The organism is Hymenobacter roseosalivarius DSM 11622, from assembly GCF_900176135.1.
In the GTDB taxonomy this organism is placed as follows: Bacteria; Bacteroidota; Bacteroidia; order Cytophagales; family Hymenobacteraceae; genus Hymenobacter; species Hymenobacter roseosalivarius.
Genome location: NZ_FWWW01000046.1, coordinates 43,067 through 56,466 on the forward strand (window position 1 = coordinate 43,067; position 13,400 = coordinate 56,466).

The 13,400-nt window shown below is 51.7% G+C and carries 14 protein-coding genes; 4 read left to right on the plus strand and 10 right to left on the minus strand.

Annotated elements, in window-relative coordinates:
• Positions 1-48: 48 nt before the first annotated feature.
• The 9 genes from B9A24_RS04245 to mazG all read right to left on the minus strand — a co-directional run bounded on the left by B9A24_RS04245 (position 49) and on the right by mazG (position 8,202).
• Positions 49-1,647, minus strand: coding sequence for a tetratricopeptide repeat protein (locus B9A24_RS04245; RefSeq protein ID WP_084443931.1), 1,599 nt, complete (start codon positions 1,645-1,647; stop codon positions 49-51).
• A gap of 44 nt (positions 1,648-1,691) precedes the next feature.
• Positions 1,692-2,651: a PstS family phosphate ABC transporter substrate-binding protein gene (locus B9A24_RS04250; protein WP_084443932.1), complete on the minus strand. Its 960-nt coding sequence runs from the start codon at positions 2,649-2,651 to the stop codon at positions 1,692-1,694.
• On the minus strand, positions 2,632-2,889 hold the full coding sequence (locus tag B9A24_RS04255; protein ID WP_084443933.1) for a hypothetical protein: 258 nt from the start codon (positions 2,887-2,889) through the stop codon (positions 2,632-2,634). Before B9A24_RS04255 ends, B9A24_RS04250 begins: the two co-directional genes overlap by 20 nt.
• Before the next feature lie 217 nt (positions 2,890-3,106).
• On the minus strand, positions 3,107-3,943 hold the full coding sequence (locus tag B9A24_RS04260; protein WP_084443934.1) for an energy transducer TonB: 837 nt from the start codon (positions 3,941-3,943) through the stop codon (positions 3,107-3,109).
• Positions 3,944-4,156: 213 nt separating this feature from the next.
• Complete coding sequence (locus tag B9A24_RS04265; protein WP_234996969.1) at positions 4,157-4,984, minus strand: energy transducer TonB; 828 nt, start codon at positions 4,982-4,984, stop codon at positions 4,157-4,159.
• Positions 4,981-5,505, minus strand: a complete 525-nt coding sequence (locus tag B9A24_RS04270) for an ExbD/TolR family protein (protein WP_084443936.1) — start codon at positions 5,503-5,505, stop codon at positions 4,981-4,983. The genes B9A24_RS04265 and B9A24_RS04270 overlap by 4 nt, the downstream gene beginning before the upstream one ends.
• Before the next feature lie 14 nt (positions 5,506-5,519).
• Complete coding sequence (locus tag B9A24_RS04275) at positions 5,520-6,149, minus strand: ExbD/TolR family protein (RefSeq protein WP_084443937.1); 630 nt, start codon at positions 6,147-6,149, stop codon at positions 5,520-5,522.
• Positions 6,150-6,214: 65 nt separating this feature from the next.
• A complete protein-coding gene (locus B9A24_RS04280) occupies positions 6,215-7,087 on the minus strand; it encodes a MotA/TolQ/ExbB proton channel family protein (protein ID WP_200813860.1) in 873 nt (290 codons plus the stop codon).
• 290 nt (positions 7,088-7,377) lie between these two features.
• Entirely contained in the window at positions 7,378-8,202 is an 825-nt protein-coding gene (gene mazG / locus B9A24_RS04285; RefSeq protein ID WP_084443938.1) for a nucleoside triphosphate pyrophosphohydrolase, read from the minus strand.
• Positions 8,203-8,375: 173 nt separating this feature from the next.
• Between mazG and glmM the strand changes: the two genes are divergently transcribed.
• From glmM to B9A24_RS04305, 4 genes are all read left to right on the plus strand, one after another.
• Positions 8,376-9,770 (plus strand): phosphoglucosamine mutase, encoded by a 1,395-nt coding sequence (gene glmM / locus B9A24_RS04290; RefSeq protein WP_084443960.1) that lies wholly within the window; start codon positions 8,376-8,378, stop codon positions 9,768-9,770.
• 112 nt (positions 9,771-9,882) lie between these two features.
• On the plus strand, positions 9,883-11,034 hold the full coding sequence (locus B9A24_RS04295) for a cysteine desulfurase family protein (RefSeq protein WP_084443939.1): 1,152 nt from the start codon (positions 9,883-9,885) through the stop codon (positions 11,032-11,034).
• Positions 11,035-11,250: 216 nt separating this feature from the next.
• A complete protein-coding gene (locus B9A24_RS04300) occupies positions 11,251-11,910 on the plus strand; it encodes a hypothetical protein (protein ID WP_084443940.1) in 660 nt (219 codons plus the stop codon).
• Positions 11,911-11,985: 75 nt separating this feature from the next.
• Positions 11,986-12,516: a PRC-barrel domain-containing protein gene (locus B9A24_RS04305; RefSeq protein ID WP_084443941.1), complete on the plus strand. Its 531-nt coding sequence runs from the start codon at positions 11,986-11,988 to the stop codon at positions 12,514-12,516.
• Between the two features lie 38 nt (positions 12,517-12,554).
• Here B9A24_RS04305 and B9A24_RS04310 read toward each other — a convergent pair whose 3' ends face one another.
• Entirely contained in the window at positions 12,555-13,358 is an 804-nt protein-coding gene (locus B9A24_RS04310; RefSeq protein WP_084443942.1) for a sulfite exporter TauE/SafE family protein, read from the minus strand.
• Positions 13,359-13,400 lie beyond the last annotated feature (42 nt).

The following is a 13,400-nucleotide window of genomic DNA, read 5'->3' on the forward strand; positions in this document are numbered from 1 at the left end:
CCTCCCAGCATACGCTGGGAGGCTTTTTTTATTGTTTATTGAAACGAATTACTTCTTACGCTTCGTAATTTCACTGATGGCTGTAGCGGCCTGCGTATCATTAGGGTCAAGGGCGATTACTGCCTGCCAGTAAGGAAGCGAAGTAGACTTCTCGCCTTTCTGGTAGTAGTAGTAACCCAGATACTTGTTAGCCTCAACCAAACCTTCTTTGTACTTAGTAGGGTCGTTCGCTTTGGCTACCTCAATGAACTTCTCATAGTGAGGCTTGGCGGTACCTTGCTTGGAGTCTGGGTCTAGACCAAAGTTAGCGCGAGCACGCATCAGGTATACCGGCACGTAGGTTGGGCGAGCCGTAGCTACAGCGCTATAGAGTTTATCAGCTTCAGCGAACTGCTTGTTCTGCTCGTAGGCACGGGCTAGATAGATTTGGTCAGCTAGCTCAGGGGTAGCGCCTTGAGCGGCAATTTTAGCCTGATACGTGGCAATAGCCTTCGCATAGTCTTTCTTGGCCAAGTAAGCCTGAGCTAAGTCGTTCTGCAGATCGCCAGCCTTATCGGGGTTAGACTGAATAGCCTTCTCGATAATGGCAACGCCTTCATCCGTACGGCCAGCGCCCATCAGCATTTTGCCATAGTACACGTTATCCTCGGGGATAATCTTGTTGGCAGGAGCCATCTTCATGTACTTCTCCATCGCTGGCAATGCCAGGTCGTTTTGCTTGTTCTCATAGAGAGAGTAAGCCAGCAGACGGTTCATTGTCAGGTTGTTCGGATCTGTCTTCAGTACGTTTTGTATCTCCGTCAGCGCCTCTGGGTATTTGCCCGTCAGGTACAGGAAGGAAGCGTATTTGGCGTTCGTGCTGGGAGTTTTCTCCGCTATCGACGTGTACTTCTGAAAAGTAGAAAGGGCTAAGTCGTATTGCTTAGCGAAGTAATACATTTCAGCCAGGTCGCGGTAGGCAGGAGCGAAGTTCGCATCAAGGCTGATGGCTTTCTCGAAAGAAGTACGAGCTTCATTGAAGTTGCGCGAACGCACATACAGCTGACCTTTACGGTAATTAGACATCACCGAATTCGGATCAACGATCAACGCACGATCATAGCTTCCCATTGACTCGCCGCCACCATTCTCAGACTTCTGATAGATGTCACCGCGGGCAATCATAAGGCCCAAATCGTCCTTGCCTTTGTTAGCAGCTTGTGCAGCGTTTACATAGGCTATAGCCTTGCTGGTATCTTTAACATCAGACTCAGCGTACGCCTGGGCAATCATTTTCAGCGTGTTGAACGCCTCCCTTTTCTTGGTGGCTTTTACTGCTTTATCAAACTGATTAGCCGCCTCGGCCTCGTTGCCCTTCGCCAGTGCAGCACGACCAGCGGCTACCAACGACATGGGAGAATCGGAATTAGGGGTGATTTTGCTGAAATAGAAAGCGGCCGAATCGGGCATTTCCCGCATCTGATACAGGCGGCCCAACTCATACATGGCCTCGGGCGACTGACCTTGACGGAGCAGCGCACCACGGGCTTCATTATAGCGCTCCAGTTCGAGTGACTTTTGGGCGGTCTGCGCACTCTGAGCGAAAGCGGCAGAGCCGGAAACCGACAAGGCAACGAGGAACGAAAGTTTCCAGGGCTTGAAGTTCATGAGCAAAAGGGTTAGTGAAGAAGAGTGAGTAAAAGAGTTAAAATCTACTTGGTTGAGGTCGTCACGATGCGGGTTTGGCCAATGGCCGGCATCAATCCCGACTTCAGAATGATCAACTGGCCTTTGGTGCCAGCCACAAAAGAGGCAAATCCGCTACCTAAGCCCGTACGAGCCTCCCGGTTGATAACGAATAGCTCGCGGCGCAGAGGATACGTTTTAAGAGCCAAATAAGCCTGATACGGCTGCACATAGTCGTCAGGTGTTTTAGGGTTGTCGAGGGCGCTTATGCCCACTACCCGCACCTTGCGCAGAAAGCTCTGTACCGACGAGTCGTCACGGTCACTTATCCAGTTGGCTCCCACCACGCCGATTGCGTCGGGATGCGTAGCAACGTAATCAAGGAGTTCAGGGTTCGATTTTGCCGCGAACACGCGCTTGGTTAAAGGCGTTCCCTGCGTTACCGAATCCTGAACATAACGGGTGGTGCTGGAGCGGTTCGCATCAAACACTACATTAATATCTCCCAAGCCTTTTTTGCCGCTTACCTGCGCCCACTTCTCAGTTTGACCGGTGAAAATAGTCCGAAGCTGAGCCATTGTTAGCAGCGAGTCAGGGTTGCTGGGATGCACGATGATGGCCAAGCCATCAGTAGCAATCTTAGTGACGCGGGGGGTAATAGTTTGCTGCTTAAAGGTTGCTTTTTCAGCATCAGTCAACTGCCGCGATACAATCACCGCCCGAACCTTATCGGCAAGCAAGTCCTGCATGACGGCTTCTTCCGGCTTATATACTGCCGTGACGGTAGCCGACTGGTAGAGTTTCTGAAAAGTGTCGACCTGTGACCGCACGATAGGCTCAAACGTTTCGTCCACACTGATATTGAGGCGGCCGCTCGTAGGCGTGTCTCTGTCAGCCGGATTTCCTTGGTTGCAACCTGTAGTGAGTAAGCCGGAGAGCAGAAGTAAAGCGCCGGCTGCTCGCCAGTTAGCGCGCAGAACTGTCATTGGATTTCTTGAAATGTTGCTGGTAGGTGCGGACAAATCTAATAATTCCGTAGAGGACAAAAATGCCCCCCAGTGTACGTTGTACTGTTGGCGACAACGAAAAAGCCTCAGGTGAGGCAAACCAAAGGAAAATGCCCAAGCTGATGTAAGCGAAGGCCATGAACAGCGAAAAGTAGCGCATCACATTAGTAGCGCCGCGCTTTCCTAAGCGTTCATCCGTGGTTTGGCGATTCAACATAAGCGTGATCTAACGGGGAAAAGTATTCAGTTAGTGCCTTAACGTATAAATGTAGGTAGATTGTTCGCCTCACTGCCCAAAATATATATCATCTCGGATATTTTGAGGTCAAGTGAATACAGAAAATCCAGGAAGCGCAATTTTGCCCCCTGGATTTTCTGTCTGGTAAGAAAGCTGCATTTCTTGCTGATTTCAGCCTGTTTGCTGCTGCAATGGTTTACTGGTACTGGAAGGTAATAGGCATTGTGTAGCGCACCGGAACTGCATGGTCGTTTTGGCGGCCAGGCGACCAGGGGGGCATTTTGCTTATTACGCGTATTGCCTCTTCGTCCGTACCATAACCTAGCCCTTTAATGACGGCTACATCAGAGATAGAGCCATCGGCATTTACCGTGAAAGAAATATAGACACGCCCAGAAACCGCGGCACTTGCCGCTTGGCTCGGGAAGCGCAGGTTGCGCTGCATATAGCGGCGCAGCGCCTCCGGGCCACCCACAAAGTCAGGCATTACTTCTGCCGTTAGGAAGGGCTTCGTAATTGCACCCGCGCCCGTCTTGCCCGAATCAGTACCTGCGCTTGAAATGTCGGTGACGACGCCGGTATTATTCCTTGGAATGGCGACTGGACCAACAACCGCCCCAGGCGTGGTTGTCTCACCGATAACCTTTTCCATTGAGATGGGCTTTGTGACCAGCTCATCTGGTACCACTCGCGAAATCACATCAGCTGGATTTGCCTTTGTCACTACTGCTCGTGTTGGGGGTGGTGCCACTGGAGGAGCTACTGCCGGGGGTGTGGGGGGCAAAATTGTAATAAGCTCAAGATCAATAATGCCTCGATCTACGGGTAGAACCGCATCGGCGACAGTTGGGGAGAGGCGTTGCACCAACATGGGAATGCTAAACAGCACCAGGCATAGCGCCAGTGTGGCGGCCAAAGCGGTAGCCAAGTGCCGCTTATAAAGGCGGCGCAGCAGATATGCGCCATACGCTTGATTGCGGCCATCAAAGACGATGTCGTCGAGGGTAGCGGTGAGCAGATTGAGGGTTTTCATGGGTTGTATAGGCTAAAAGGTGAAAGAAGGCCGCAACGCGCATTACCCAAGCCATTCACTATCCTCTTCCCATTACTTCCGCTCTGGCTTTCGAACTCTCAACGCACTATATATATTAACTAGTATGCATGCCGACAAAAATTATTTATATACATAAAAACCCCAAGCGACACAGCGGCCGCTTGGGGTTTTTAGCTTCGAAAAGCAAGAATCTTACTTGATAGCGAAGGTTACCGGAACAGTGAATGATACGCTTACTGCACGGCCATTTTGCTTACCAGGAGCAAACCTAGGTAGGGTTTTTACGGCACGAACGGTTTCTTCGTCGCAGCCGGCTCCGATACCTTTGGTGATTTTCACATCCGTTACCTCACCCTGGGGGTTTACGGTAAAGTTTACGAAAACCTTGCCCTCCACTTGGTTGCGTAGTGCCAATGCTGGGTATTTGATGGCTTTTTGAATAGCGCCAACAATAGCATCATTACCACCCGGGAATTGCGGCATCTGCTCTACGTAGGTATACACTTTCGTGTCTACTACTTCAGCTACTGCAGCATTGCCGTCACCTTCCAAGCCGCTTAAGTCCACCTCGTTGGTGTTACCTTTTACCGTCACGGTAGCAACTACCTTGTCCTTCAGCTCATCCTGATCCGGAATTTCTTCCTCCTTTACTACCTCTTCATCTTTTTTGATGACGGGAGGCGTAAACTTAATCGTGGAGAGCTTTGGTGGCGGCGGTGGCGGTGCCTCCGGTGGTGGGGGCGGTGGCGGTGGCGGTACCGCTTTATCAAGCGGCGGTGCTTCCATCAACTCATTCACCTTCAAATTCTTAGCATCTTCCTCTGCTCTGCTACCCTCAAACATGCGGGCAATGATAGGGAAGCTTACCAGAACCGCGAAGATGGCGATGCCGATGAGCAGAGCACGGGTTAAGTGCTTGCTGTACAAGCGACGGAGTACGAAGGCTCCGTAGGCCTTGTTGCGACCTTCAAAGACGATATCGTCGAAGGAAGCACGGGCCAGTTGTGTGTTGTCCATCATAGCCCTGACTTGCTTATAAGTACAGTGTCAGCTGGTGCAATATCCACCAGCGCGTATTTCTTCTGGTTAGTGATGTTCATCTCATCCAGAATGTCAACCATGTTCTTGTAGACTGATTTCCGTGCTGGCTTAATCAGTACTACAGTATTCGGATTGGCACGCATACGATCGAGCAACACCTTACGAATACCAGTTGCCGCATAGTTAGTAACCTTCAACTCAGGCTTTACGTCGTCGGCCAACAGGCCTTCGTAGTAATACACTTTGTTGGTTTCGCCCAAAATTACCGTCATAGCATTCGACGATTTAATCTCGGATGGTGGGTCACCGTCTTTAGGCTTTACCGGCATCGTCACCTGCATTACGTTCGGCTTATTGAACGTAGTTGTGAGCATGAAGAAGGTAAGAAGAAGGAAGGCCAAGTCAACCATGGGAGTCATGTCGATTTTGGTCGACATTTTCTTGGCCCGTTTCTTCCCGCCTTTTCCTCCGGAGTCGGCTTTTTGTTGTATTTCTGACATTTCGCTACGGGAGGTTAGTTTCCGGCTACTGTTTTGGGTTTCATCTCCAAATCAGTAATCAGGTTGAAGCGATTAATATCCTTATCCTGCATGTACTTGATAAGTTTGCGAACCGTCGGTACATCCGCGTTGTTATCACCCTTAATGGCGATGTAAACCGGCTTTCTGAAAAGCTGTTGGTTAGCAGCTCTTCCCTGTATCACCCAATCAATGATTTGATTGTTCGTGGAGTCAGTTGGGATACCTGGCTGCTGAACTTTCTTTACTTCCTCCTTATCACGGTCGAGAAGAGAGCCAAGCTGCTGAATCGGTACACCAAAACTAGTCATTTGGCCGAAGCGCTTCTTTTGCTGAGGGGTAAAAGAGACACCATATTTGGCACCTACTTTTTCCAGCATCAGCACTTTGGCGGGCTCACTGTCCAGCGCGAAATAGGTCTTGCCATCCTTATCAACCGAAATAGTAATCAGGTTGGTGTCGGGCAGCTTAAGGTCCGAGGTAGAGGATGGTGTGTCCACCATAACGACTTCCTCAGGAGCAAACTTGGTGGTGAGCATAAAGAATGTCACCAGCAGGAATGCCAAGTCCACCATCGGGGTCATATCCAACGAGGGGGACGTTCTATGGGGCTTAACTTTAGGCATTTCTGGCTTAGTTAGTTTGAATTCAGAAACGTAGGAAGCCTAGGCTTTAGTGCGTTAACTGCAACTTATGCCGTGTAAGTTTCCTTTTCGCCGTGCTGAGCGGCGAACGTCTGAATAATGCTGAAGCCAGCTTCGTCGATGCTGTACGTCAGCTCGTCGATTTTGCTTGTAAAGAAGTTGTAGGAGATGATGGCCAGCGCTGAGCCAAGAATACCGAGGGCCGTGTTAATCAAGGCTTCCGAGATACCGTTAGCGAGTGCTGTAGCATCGGGGTTACCAGCTTGTGCCAGAGCCGAGAAGGCCTTGATCATACCCGCTACCGTACCCAACAGACCTACCAGCGTAGCGATAGAGGCGATTGTTGAGATGATAACCAGGTTTTTCTCCAGCATAGGCAATTCCAAGGCAGTAGACTCTTCAATCTCTTTCTGGATTGACAGGATCTTCTGGTCTTTGTCCATGCCGCGCTCACGCGACATTTCCTGGTATTTCAGCAGGCCAGCCTTTACCACGTTAGCTACCGAGCCTTTCTGCTGATCGCAAACCGCCAGAGCGCCGGTGATATCGTTCACGTTCAGCTTCTGACGGATCGATCGAACGAAGCTTTCGATACTTTTCGTGCCGCGGGCTTTGCCGATGGTCAGATAGCGCTCGATGGAGAAAGTGATAACAAGCAGGAACAACGTGAGCAGAATGGGCACGATAAAGCCCCCTTTGTACACGATGCCGAGATAGTTACCCTCAATCGGGTTGTTCTCATTATTACCGCCCTGGAAGTTGGCACCATTGCCGAATACGAACAGGTAAATAATAATCGAGACTACAAGTGCCAACGGAATTACGATGGCGGCGAACGCTGATCCGCCTTTCGCTTCTTCCGTAGGAGCAGCGGGAGCGGCAGGCCGCACGTTCTTGTTCATGGCATTCTTCTGTTCCATTGTGCCGGAGGATTAGGGGGTTGGTAGTGAAAGGTTGAAGAGGTAAAGGAGAAAATGAAGAGGGTATTGGGTGAAAAAAAGAATAGCCCAAAGACGACGGCGGCCCCGCTCACCCGCATATTTGCCCCCAGTATGGGAATAAAATATGGGTCTGCTCGTGCGCGGGGCCTGGTTTCTCAGAAGGTCTATGCTTGGCAAACCTAAATAAAAACCAGCGTGCCGCCAAATGGAATATGGGTTTAAACGGTTTAAAACGGTGCGCGGCTTAAAAAAAAGCTATTTCTCGCTATTTACGGGGCAGAGGAATCGGGCAAACTTTTAGCTCTTTCCCAGTACGTGTCCATTTCGGCCAAGGTTAAATCAGAGAGACGATGTCCTTCGCGGGCGGCCTCGGTTTCAAGGTATTGAAAACGGCGAATAAACTTTCGGTTAGTACGTTCTAATGCTTCCTCAGGATTGATTCCGGCGAACCGGGCAAAATTTACGAGCGAAAATAATAAGTCGCCAAACTCGCTCGCCGCACGCTCAGAATCGATGGAATCAGCGTTTTGGGGGGCAAATTCAGCTCCGAACTCGCCTAGTTCTTCCTGTACTTTCTCCCATACCTGGGCTGGCTCTTCCCAGTCGAAGCCAGCCCCACGGGCTTTTTCTTGAATACGCATGGCCTTCACCAGCGCTGGCAATGATACGGGTACTCCCCCCAGCACCGACGTATTCCCTTTTTCTTTCAGCTTCAGTTGTTCCCAATTGCGCTTTACGTCCTCCTCGTCTGTCACCTGCGTGTCGCCATAAATATGCGGGTGACGAAAAATTAGTTTTTCGCATTGCGCGTTCAACACATCGGCAATATCGAAGCGTCCGCTTTCGGCGGCTATTTTTGAATAAAAAGTTAAATGCAAAAAAACATCTCCGATTTCCTTTTGCACATCCGCTAAGTCATCGCGCAGAATAGCGTCAGAAAGCTCATATGTTTCCTCAATAGTAAGGTGCCGTAAGCCTTGCATGGTTTGTTTACGATCCCAGGGGCACTCAGCCCGCAGGCGGTCAAGCACATCCAGTAAGCGGCTGAATGCAGCTAATTGCTCAGGACGACGGGAAGGAGAAGACTTTTCCATTAAGTCAAATATACGGTCACTTTCTGCATAAGGTAGTCGTAGCACGGGCCAGAACGCTAGGCTGCAGCGTTAAGAAAGTATTTAAGGACTAAAAATTGTCATTGCCCTAAAACTACTTTCATAGAGAAAGCAGCGCGTTTGTCTACTTTTGCGACTTAAAATAACCATTGCTTGTGGCACTGATAAAATCAATTTCGGGTATTCGAGGCACTATCGGGGGCGTAGCCGGAGATGGGCTTACTCCTATCGACGTAGTAAAGTACGCGGCCGCTTTCGGAACGTGGGTGCTGGACACTACGCAGAACAATACTATCATTATCGGCCGTGATGCCCGCATTTCGGGCGAAATGGTGAGCAAGCTGGTAGCTGCAACGTTGCAGGGATTAGGTATTCATGTAATCGACCTAGGCCTGAGCACCACGCCTACCGTGGAGCTTGCCGTGCCCGCCAAAAAAGCTGGCGGCGGTATTATCCTGACTGCCTCCCACAACCCAAAGCAGTGGAACGCGCTGAAGCTGCTCAACAACATAGGCGAGTTTATTTCGGATCAGGATGGGCAGCAGGTATTAGCCCTGGCCGATGCAGAGCAATTTAATTTTGCGCCGGTAAACAAGCTGGGCCAGTACAGCACTGATTCCAGCTTCCTTAAAAAGCATGTGAAAGCCGTGCTGGCCTTGCCGTTGGTAGATGCTGAGGCCATTCGCGCCAAGAATTTTCGGGTAGTAATTGACTGCGTGAATTCCAGTGGCGGTTTGGCGGTTCCACTCTTGTTAGAAGCGCTGGGCGTCGAAAAAATTGAGAAGCTGCACTGCGAGCCCACCGGCGACTTTGCCCACAACCCCGAGCCATTGCCCGAAAACCTGCGCGATATTGCCCGGGTGCTCGAAAAAGGCAGCTACGACCTCGGCATTGTGGTGGATCCTGATGTAGACCGCTTAGCATTAGTAAGTGAAAACGGCGAAATGTTCGGTGAGGAATACACCCTGGTAGCCGTCGCCGATTATGTGCTCAAGCAGAGCGGTGGGGGCAATACGGTGAGCAACCTGAGCAGCACCCGCGCCCTGCGCGACGTAACGGAGCGGCTGGGGGGCAATTATGCCGCCGCCGCTGTTGGCGAGGTGAATGTGGTAAACATGATGAAGCAAACCAACGCCATTATTGGGGGCGAAGGCAACGGAGGTATCATTTTTCCCGAGTTGCACTACGGCCGCGACGCCTTGGTGGGAATTGCTTTATTTCTGACTCACCTGGCCAAATCCGGGCTTACCATGACGCGTCTGCGGGCATCGTATCCCAATTATCATATCTCTAAAAACAAGATTGAGCTGACGCCCGATATTAATACCGACAAGATTCTGGAGCAGGTACAAAAGCGCTACGCGAAGCAGCCTATTAATACCATCGACGGCGTCAAAATTGAGTTTGATAAAGAGTGGGTACACCTGCGTAAATCGAATACGGAGCCCATTATCCGCATTTACGCGGAGTCCGATTCCAACGCCACCGCCGATCATCTGGCAAACAAGATCATTGGGGACATCAAAGAGATTCTTTCAGCTAAAGCGTAGAAGCAGACATGAGTACAGAGAGGGGAGAAGTGAGACTCTTTGTGCTTTTTGGCCTTGCATGAGCCTCCACGAGTTTCCCTTCTCGCTTCTCCGTACTCACCTCTCAGCACTCATGTCTCAACAAGCCGTTTATTTCGATAACGCCGCTACCACGTCCCTCGACCCTGAGGTGCTGGAGGCTATGATGCCATTTCTGCAAAATCACTTCGGCAACCCAAGTAGCATTCATGGGCACGGACGACAGGTACGAGCTGCCATCGAGAACGCGCGCAAGACTATAGCGCATTTGATTAATGCGGCCCCAGCGGAGATTTCCTTTACTTCGGGCGGTACAGAGGCTGATAATTACGCGGCTTTCGGGAGTATTCGCACGCTGGGCCTGCGCCACGCTATTACCTCTCCGCTGGAGCATCATGCCGTGCTGCACACCTTGCAGGCTTTAGAAAAATCGGGCGACATACAGCTTAGCTATGTGCGCCACGATGAACGTGGCCGTCTGGACATGGTACATCTGGATGAGCTGTTGGCCACGCAGCCGCGCTCTTTTGTCAGCCTGATGCACGCTAATAATGAGATAGGCAACATCAATGACGTGCAAGCCATTGCCGACTTATGCCTGCAGCACGATGCCATATTTCATACCGATACGGTGCAGACCATAGGACATTACCGCCACGATGTGCAGCAACTCAAAGCGCACTTTCTGGTCGGGTCGGCCCATAAGTTTCATGGGCCAAAAGGGGTGGGATTTCTGTATACCCGCTCCGGTACGCAGGTTACCCCCCTTATTCATGGTGGCGCGCAGGAGCGCAACGTGCGGGCCGGAACCGAGAATGTCTATGGCATCGTGGGACTGGCCAAAGCTATGGAAATAGCCTACCGCGATATGGCGAACCACCAGCGTCATATTCAGGGCTTGAAAGACCTCTTTATTACCGCTCTACGGGCGGAAATCGAGGATGTGCAGTTCAACGGAACGTCAGCTGAAGCTGATCAAAGCCTGTACACGGTGCTGAATGTAAGCCTGCCGCCTTCAGATATAAATGAGATGCTGCTCTTCAATCTTGATATTAATCGGGTATCGGTATCTGGCGGGTCGGCGTGTTCGAGCGGGGCTAATGCGGGTTCTCATGTGCTTAGCGCGCTGAACTGTGACCCCAGCCGGGGGGCCATTCGTTTCTCCATGAGTAAGTACAATACGGCGGAAGAAGTAAAATTTGCCGTAGAGCAGCTGGCTAAGATGTACCGCAAGGTGCCAGCTTAAACTGATAGTGTCCTATTGAATCAAAAAAGCCCCCCAGGTACACATAGGGGGCTTTTTTGCTTTACTACTGGTTTCGAGTGTATATTCAGAAAGGATAGGTATTGCAATAAGTTAATACTAAAGGTAAGGCAGGACGCTAATGACTGCCAGTTGCATTCATTACCTATTTTGGCTGCCGTTCGTACTGTTTTCCACAGACTTGCTTTATCCTGACTCATGGCCGAAATAAATATCCAGCGCAAAAAGAATTCACTTAGTCCGTGGCTGCTGATTTTGCTGGTGCTAGCGGCGTTGGCGGTAGGAGCTTACTTTCTGTTCCGCACCGACTCGGAGCCTGCCACTACCGCTCCGCCTGCAACGGGTGCCATCACTCCTGCGGATGCTGATGCCGAGGCACAAGCGCGCGCTACGCCACCGCCCGCCGATGGCGGCACGCAGGCCGTAACAGATATGGCCGCCGAAGAAACGCCAGCGTCGGCTGAGGAGCTGGCCCGGTTTGCGGCCGATGAGGACGATACCCCCAATTATGGGCGTCGGGGCCTGCAGTTGCTCACGGCTACTCTCGTTGATCTAGCCGACCGCGACGACTTGCGCGATAACAACATCAATGAAAAGCGCAACGACCTGACCAGTGCTACCATCCGCCTGACCGACAACGCTAATGCCAGCCTGCGGCCCGGCTTTGTAGCCGCCGCCGCTCTAATGCAGGCAATGCAGCAAAAAGCCTATCCCGCGCTGGCGCGCCCGGTTGCGGATCTGGTACAGCGAGCCGATGAGCTGCCCAATCAGGTTACGGCTGCCGAGGTGCCCACAGTGCGCGAGTTCCTGGTGCGGGCCGCCGACGTGGTCGGAACCTTAAGTAAGCCCGCTGCCTGATTATGCCTAAAGAATAGCCTAAAGGCTTTTCCCAGGATTATCTTACTCCCTTACCTGACTCTCACTTCTTTCCCGATGGAACCAATTTCTACCCCTATTCCACCTGCCGAGGGGATGCACCTGCGCCGTCTGCGCGACTTAGCCGACTTCGAAGTAGCCGATAGCAGCCCCGATGTGCGCGGCTGGAGCGTGCGCGGAGCCGATGGACAGAAATTCGGCGAGGTGGCGGAGCTGATAGTGGAGGAAGAAGCGCTGAAAGTACGCTACCTCGATATAGAGTTGAGCAGCAACCTGCGCGTGAACAAGCATGAACGTCATATTTTGCTGCCCGTGGGCGTTGCGGCATTGGATGAGGAAGGCGACAATGTGTTTGTGCCGGCTCTCACGCTGGAAACGGTGCTGGAGTATCCGCCTTATGCCGAGATTCAAATCAGCCGCGGCTACGAAGAGGCCATGCTTCGGGCCCTGAAGCTGCCATTGCCTGAGGCCGGTTCGGAAGGCTTTTACAATCAGTCTTCGTACGATGAGCAGCATTTCTACCAAAACCGTCGGCCGGCTGAACTAAATGCTTTTCGCCGCCGCGATCAGAATAATAATGTCCTTTAGCTAGTGCTGGGGGGTATTTTACTGGGCGCAATGGTTACCTAACCGAAGGCTTTATACAAGGCCCAAAGGCTCCAGACGATAACAATCAGGCCTACGCCCACAAACATCCAGCGCACGGGCAAACGCCCCGCCAGGCGCGCAGCCAATGGAGCCGCGGCCACGCCCCCCACAATCAGGCCCAGCACTACTTGCCAGTACGTAAAGCCGAGAGTAGCAAAAAAGGTGAGGGCGCTGGCAAACGTGACAAAAAACTCGGTCAGGCTGACTGAGCCAATAACATATTGGGGTGCGCGGCCCCGCATCAGCAAGGTGCTGGTTACTAAAGGCCCCCAGCCGCCGCCCCCAAATGAGTCTAAAAAGCCCCCCGCACCGGCTAGCCAGCCGATATGCTTTACGGGGCGGGAAGGGCCAATTTGTTGAAAAGCCTGACGCAGAATGCGCAATCCTAGCAGTAGTAGGTATACCGCCAGGGTGGGCTTCACCCAGGCTGAAAAATGCTCGCCAAAGTAAGAAAGCAGAAAGGCCCCGCTTACGGCTCCCAGCACGCCAGGCACCAGCAGCGCCCGAAATAAGCGCCGATTGACGTTGCCCAGCCGATAATGACTGTAGCCCGAAGCGCCACTGGCAAACACTTCGGCCGTATGAATGCTCGCGCTCACCGTAGCCGGCGACATATTCAACGACATCAGACTGATAGCCGTCACCACCCCATAGCCCATGCCCAAGAGCCCGTCAATGAGTTGGGCCACAAACCCAATAGCGACGAAAATGTAGAATGTCTGGGCACTGCTGACCATCTCCCATATATGCTCCCAGGAAATAGCAAGCGTCAACACATTCATACTCAATAGTACACTAAACGCCACGTTGCTGCTTACTGAAAA

Bases quoted from the DNA above. Each gene is read 5' to 3' on its own strand.
- B9A24_RS04245 (WP_084443931.1), bottom strand. From the start codon at position 1,647: ATGAACTTCAAGCCCTGGAAACTTTCGTTCCTCGTTGCCTTGTCGGTT.
- B9A24_RS04250 (WP_084443932.1), bottom strand. From the start codon at position 2,651: ATGACAGTTCTGCGCGCTAACTGGCGAGCAGCCGGCGCTTTACTTCTG.
- B9A24_RS04255 (WP_084443933.1), bottom strand. From the start codon at position 2,889: ATGTTGAATCGCCAAACCACGGATGAACGCTTAGGAAAGCGCGGCGCT.
- B9A24_RS04260 (WP_084443934.1), bottom strand. From the start codon at position 3,943: ATGAAAACCCTCAATCTGCTCACCGCTACCCTCGACGACATCGTCTTT.
- B9A24_RS04265 (WP_234996969.1), bottom strand. From the start codon at position 4,984: ATGATGGACAACACACAACTGGCCCGTGCTTCCTTCGACGATATCGTC.
- B9A24_RS04270 (WP_084443936.1), bottom strand. From the start codon at position 5,505: ATGTCAGAAATACAACAAAAAGCCGACTCCGGAGGAAAAGGCGGGAAG.
- B9A24_RS04275 (WP_084443937.1), bottom strand. From the start codon at position 6,149: ATGCCTAAAGTTAAGCCCCATAGAACGTCCCCCTCGTTGGATATGACC.
- B9A24_RS04280 (WP_200813860.1), bottom strand. From the start codon at position 7,087: ATGGAACAGAAGAATGCCATGAACAAGAACGTGCGGCCTGCCGCTCCC.
- mazG (WP_084443938.1), bottom strand. From the start codon at position 8,202: ATGGAAAAGTCTTCTCCTTCCCGTCGTCCTGAGCAATTAGCTGCATTC.
- B9A24_RS04295 (WP_084443939.1), top strand. From the start codon at position 9,883: ATGTCTCAACAAGCCGTTTATTTCGATAACGCCGCTACCACGTCCCTC.
- B9A24_RS04300 (WP_084443940.1), top strand. From the start codon at position 11,251: ATGGCCGAAATAAATATCCAGCGCAAAAAGAATTCACTTAGTCCGTGG.
- B9A24_RS04305 (WP_084443941.1), top strand. From the start codon at position 11,986: ATGGAACCAATTTCTACCCCTATTCCACCTGCCGAGGGGATGCACCTG.
- B9A24_RS04310 (WP_084443942.1), bottom strand. From the start codon at position 13,358: ATGAATGTGTTGACGCTTGCTATTTCCTGGGAGCATATATGGGAGATG.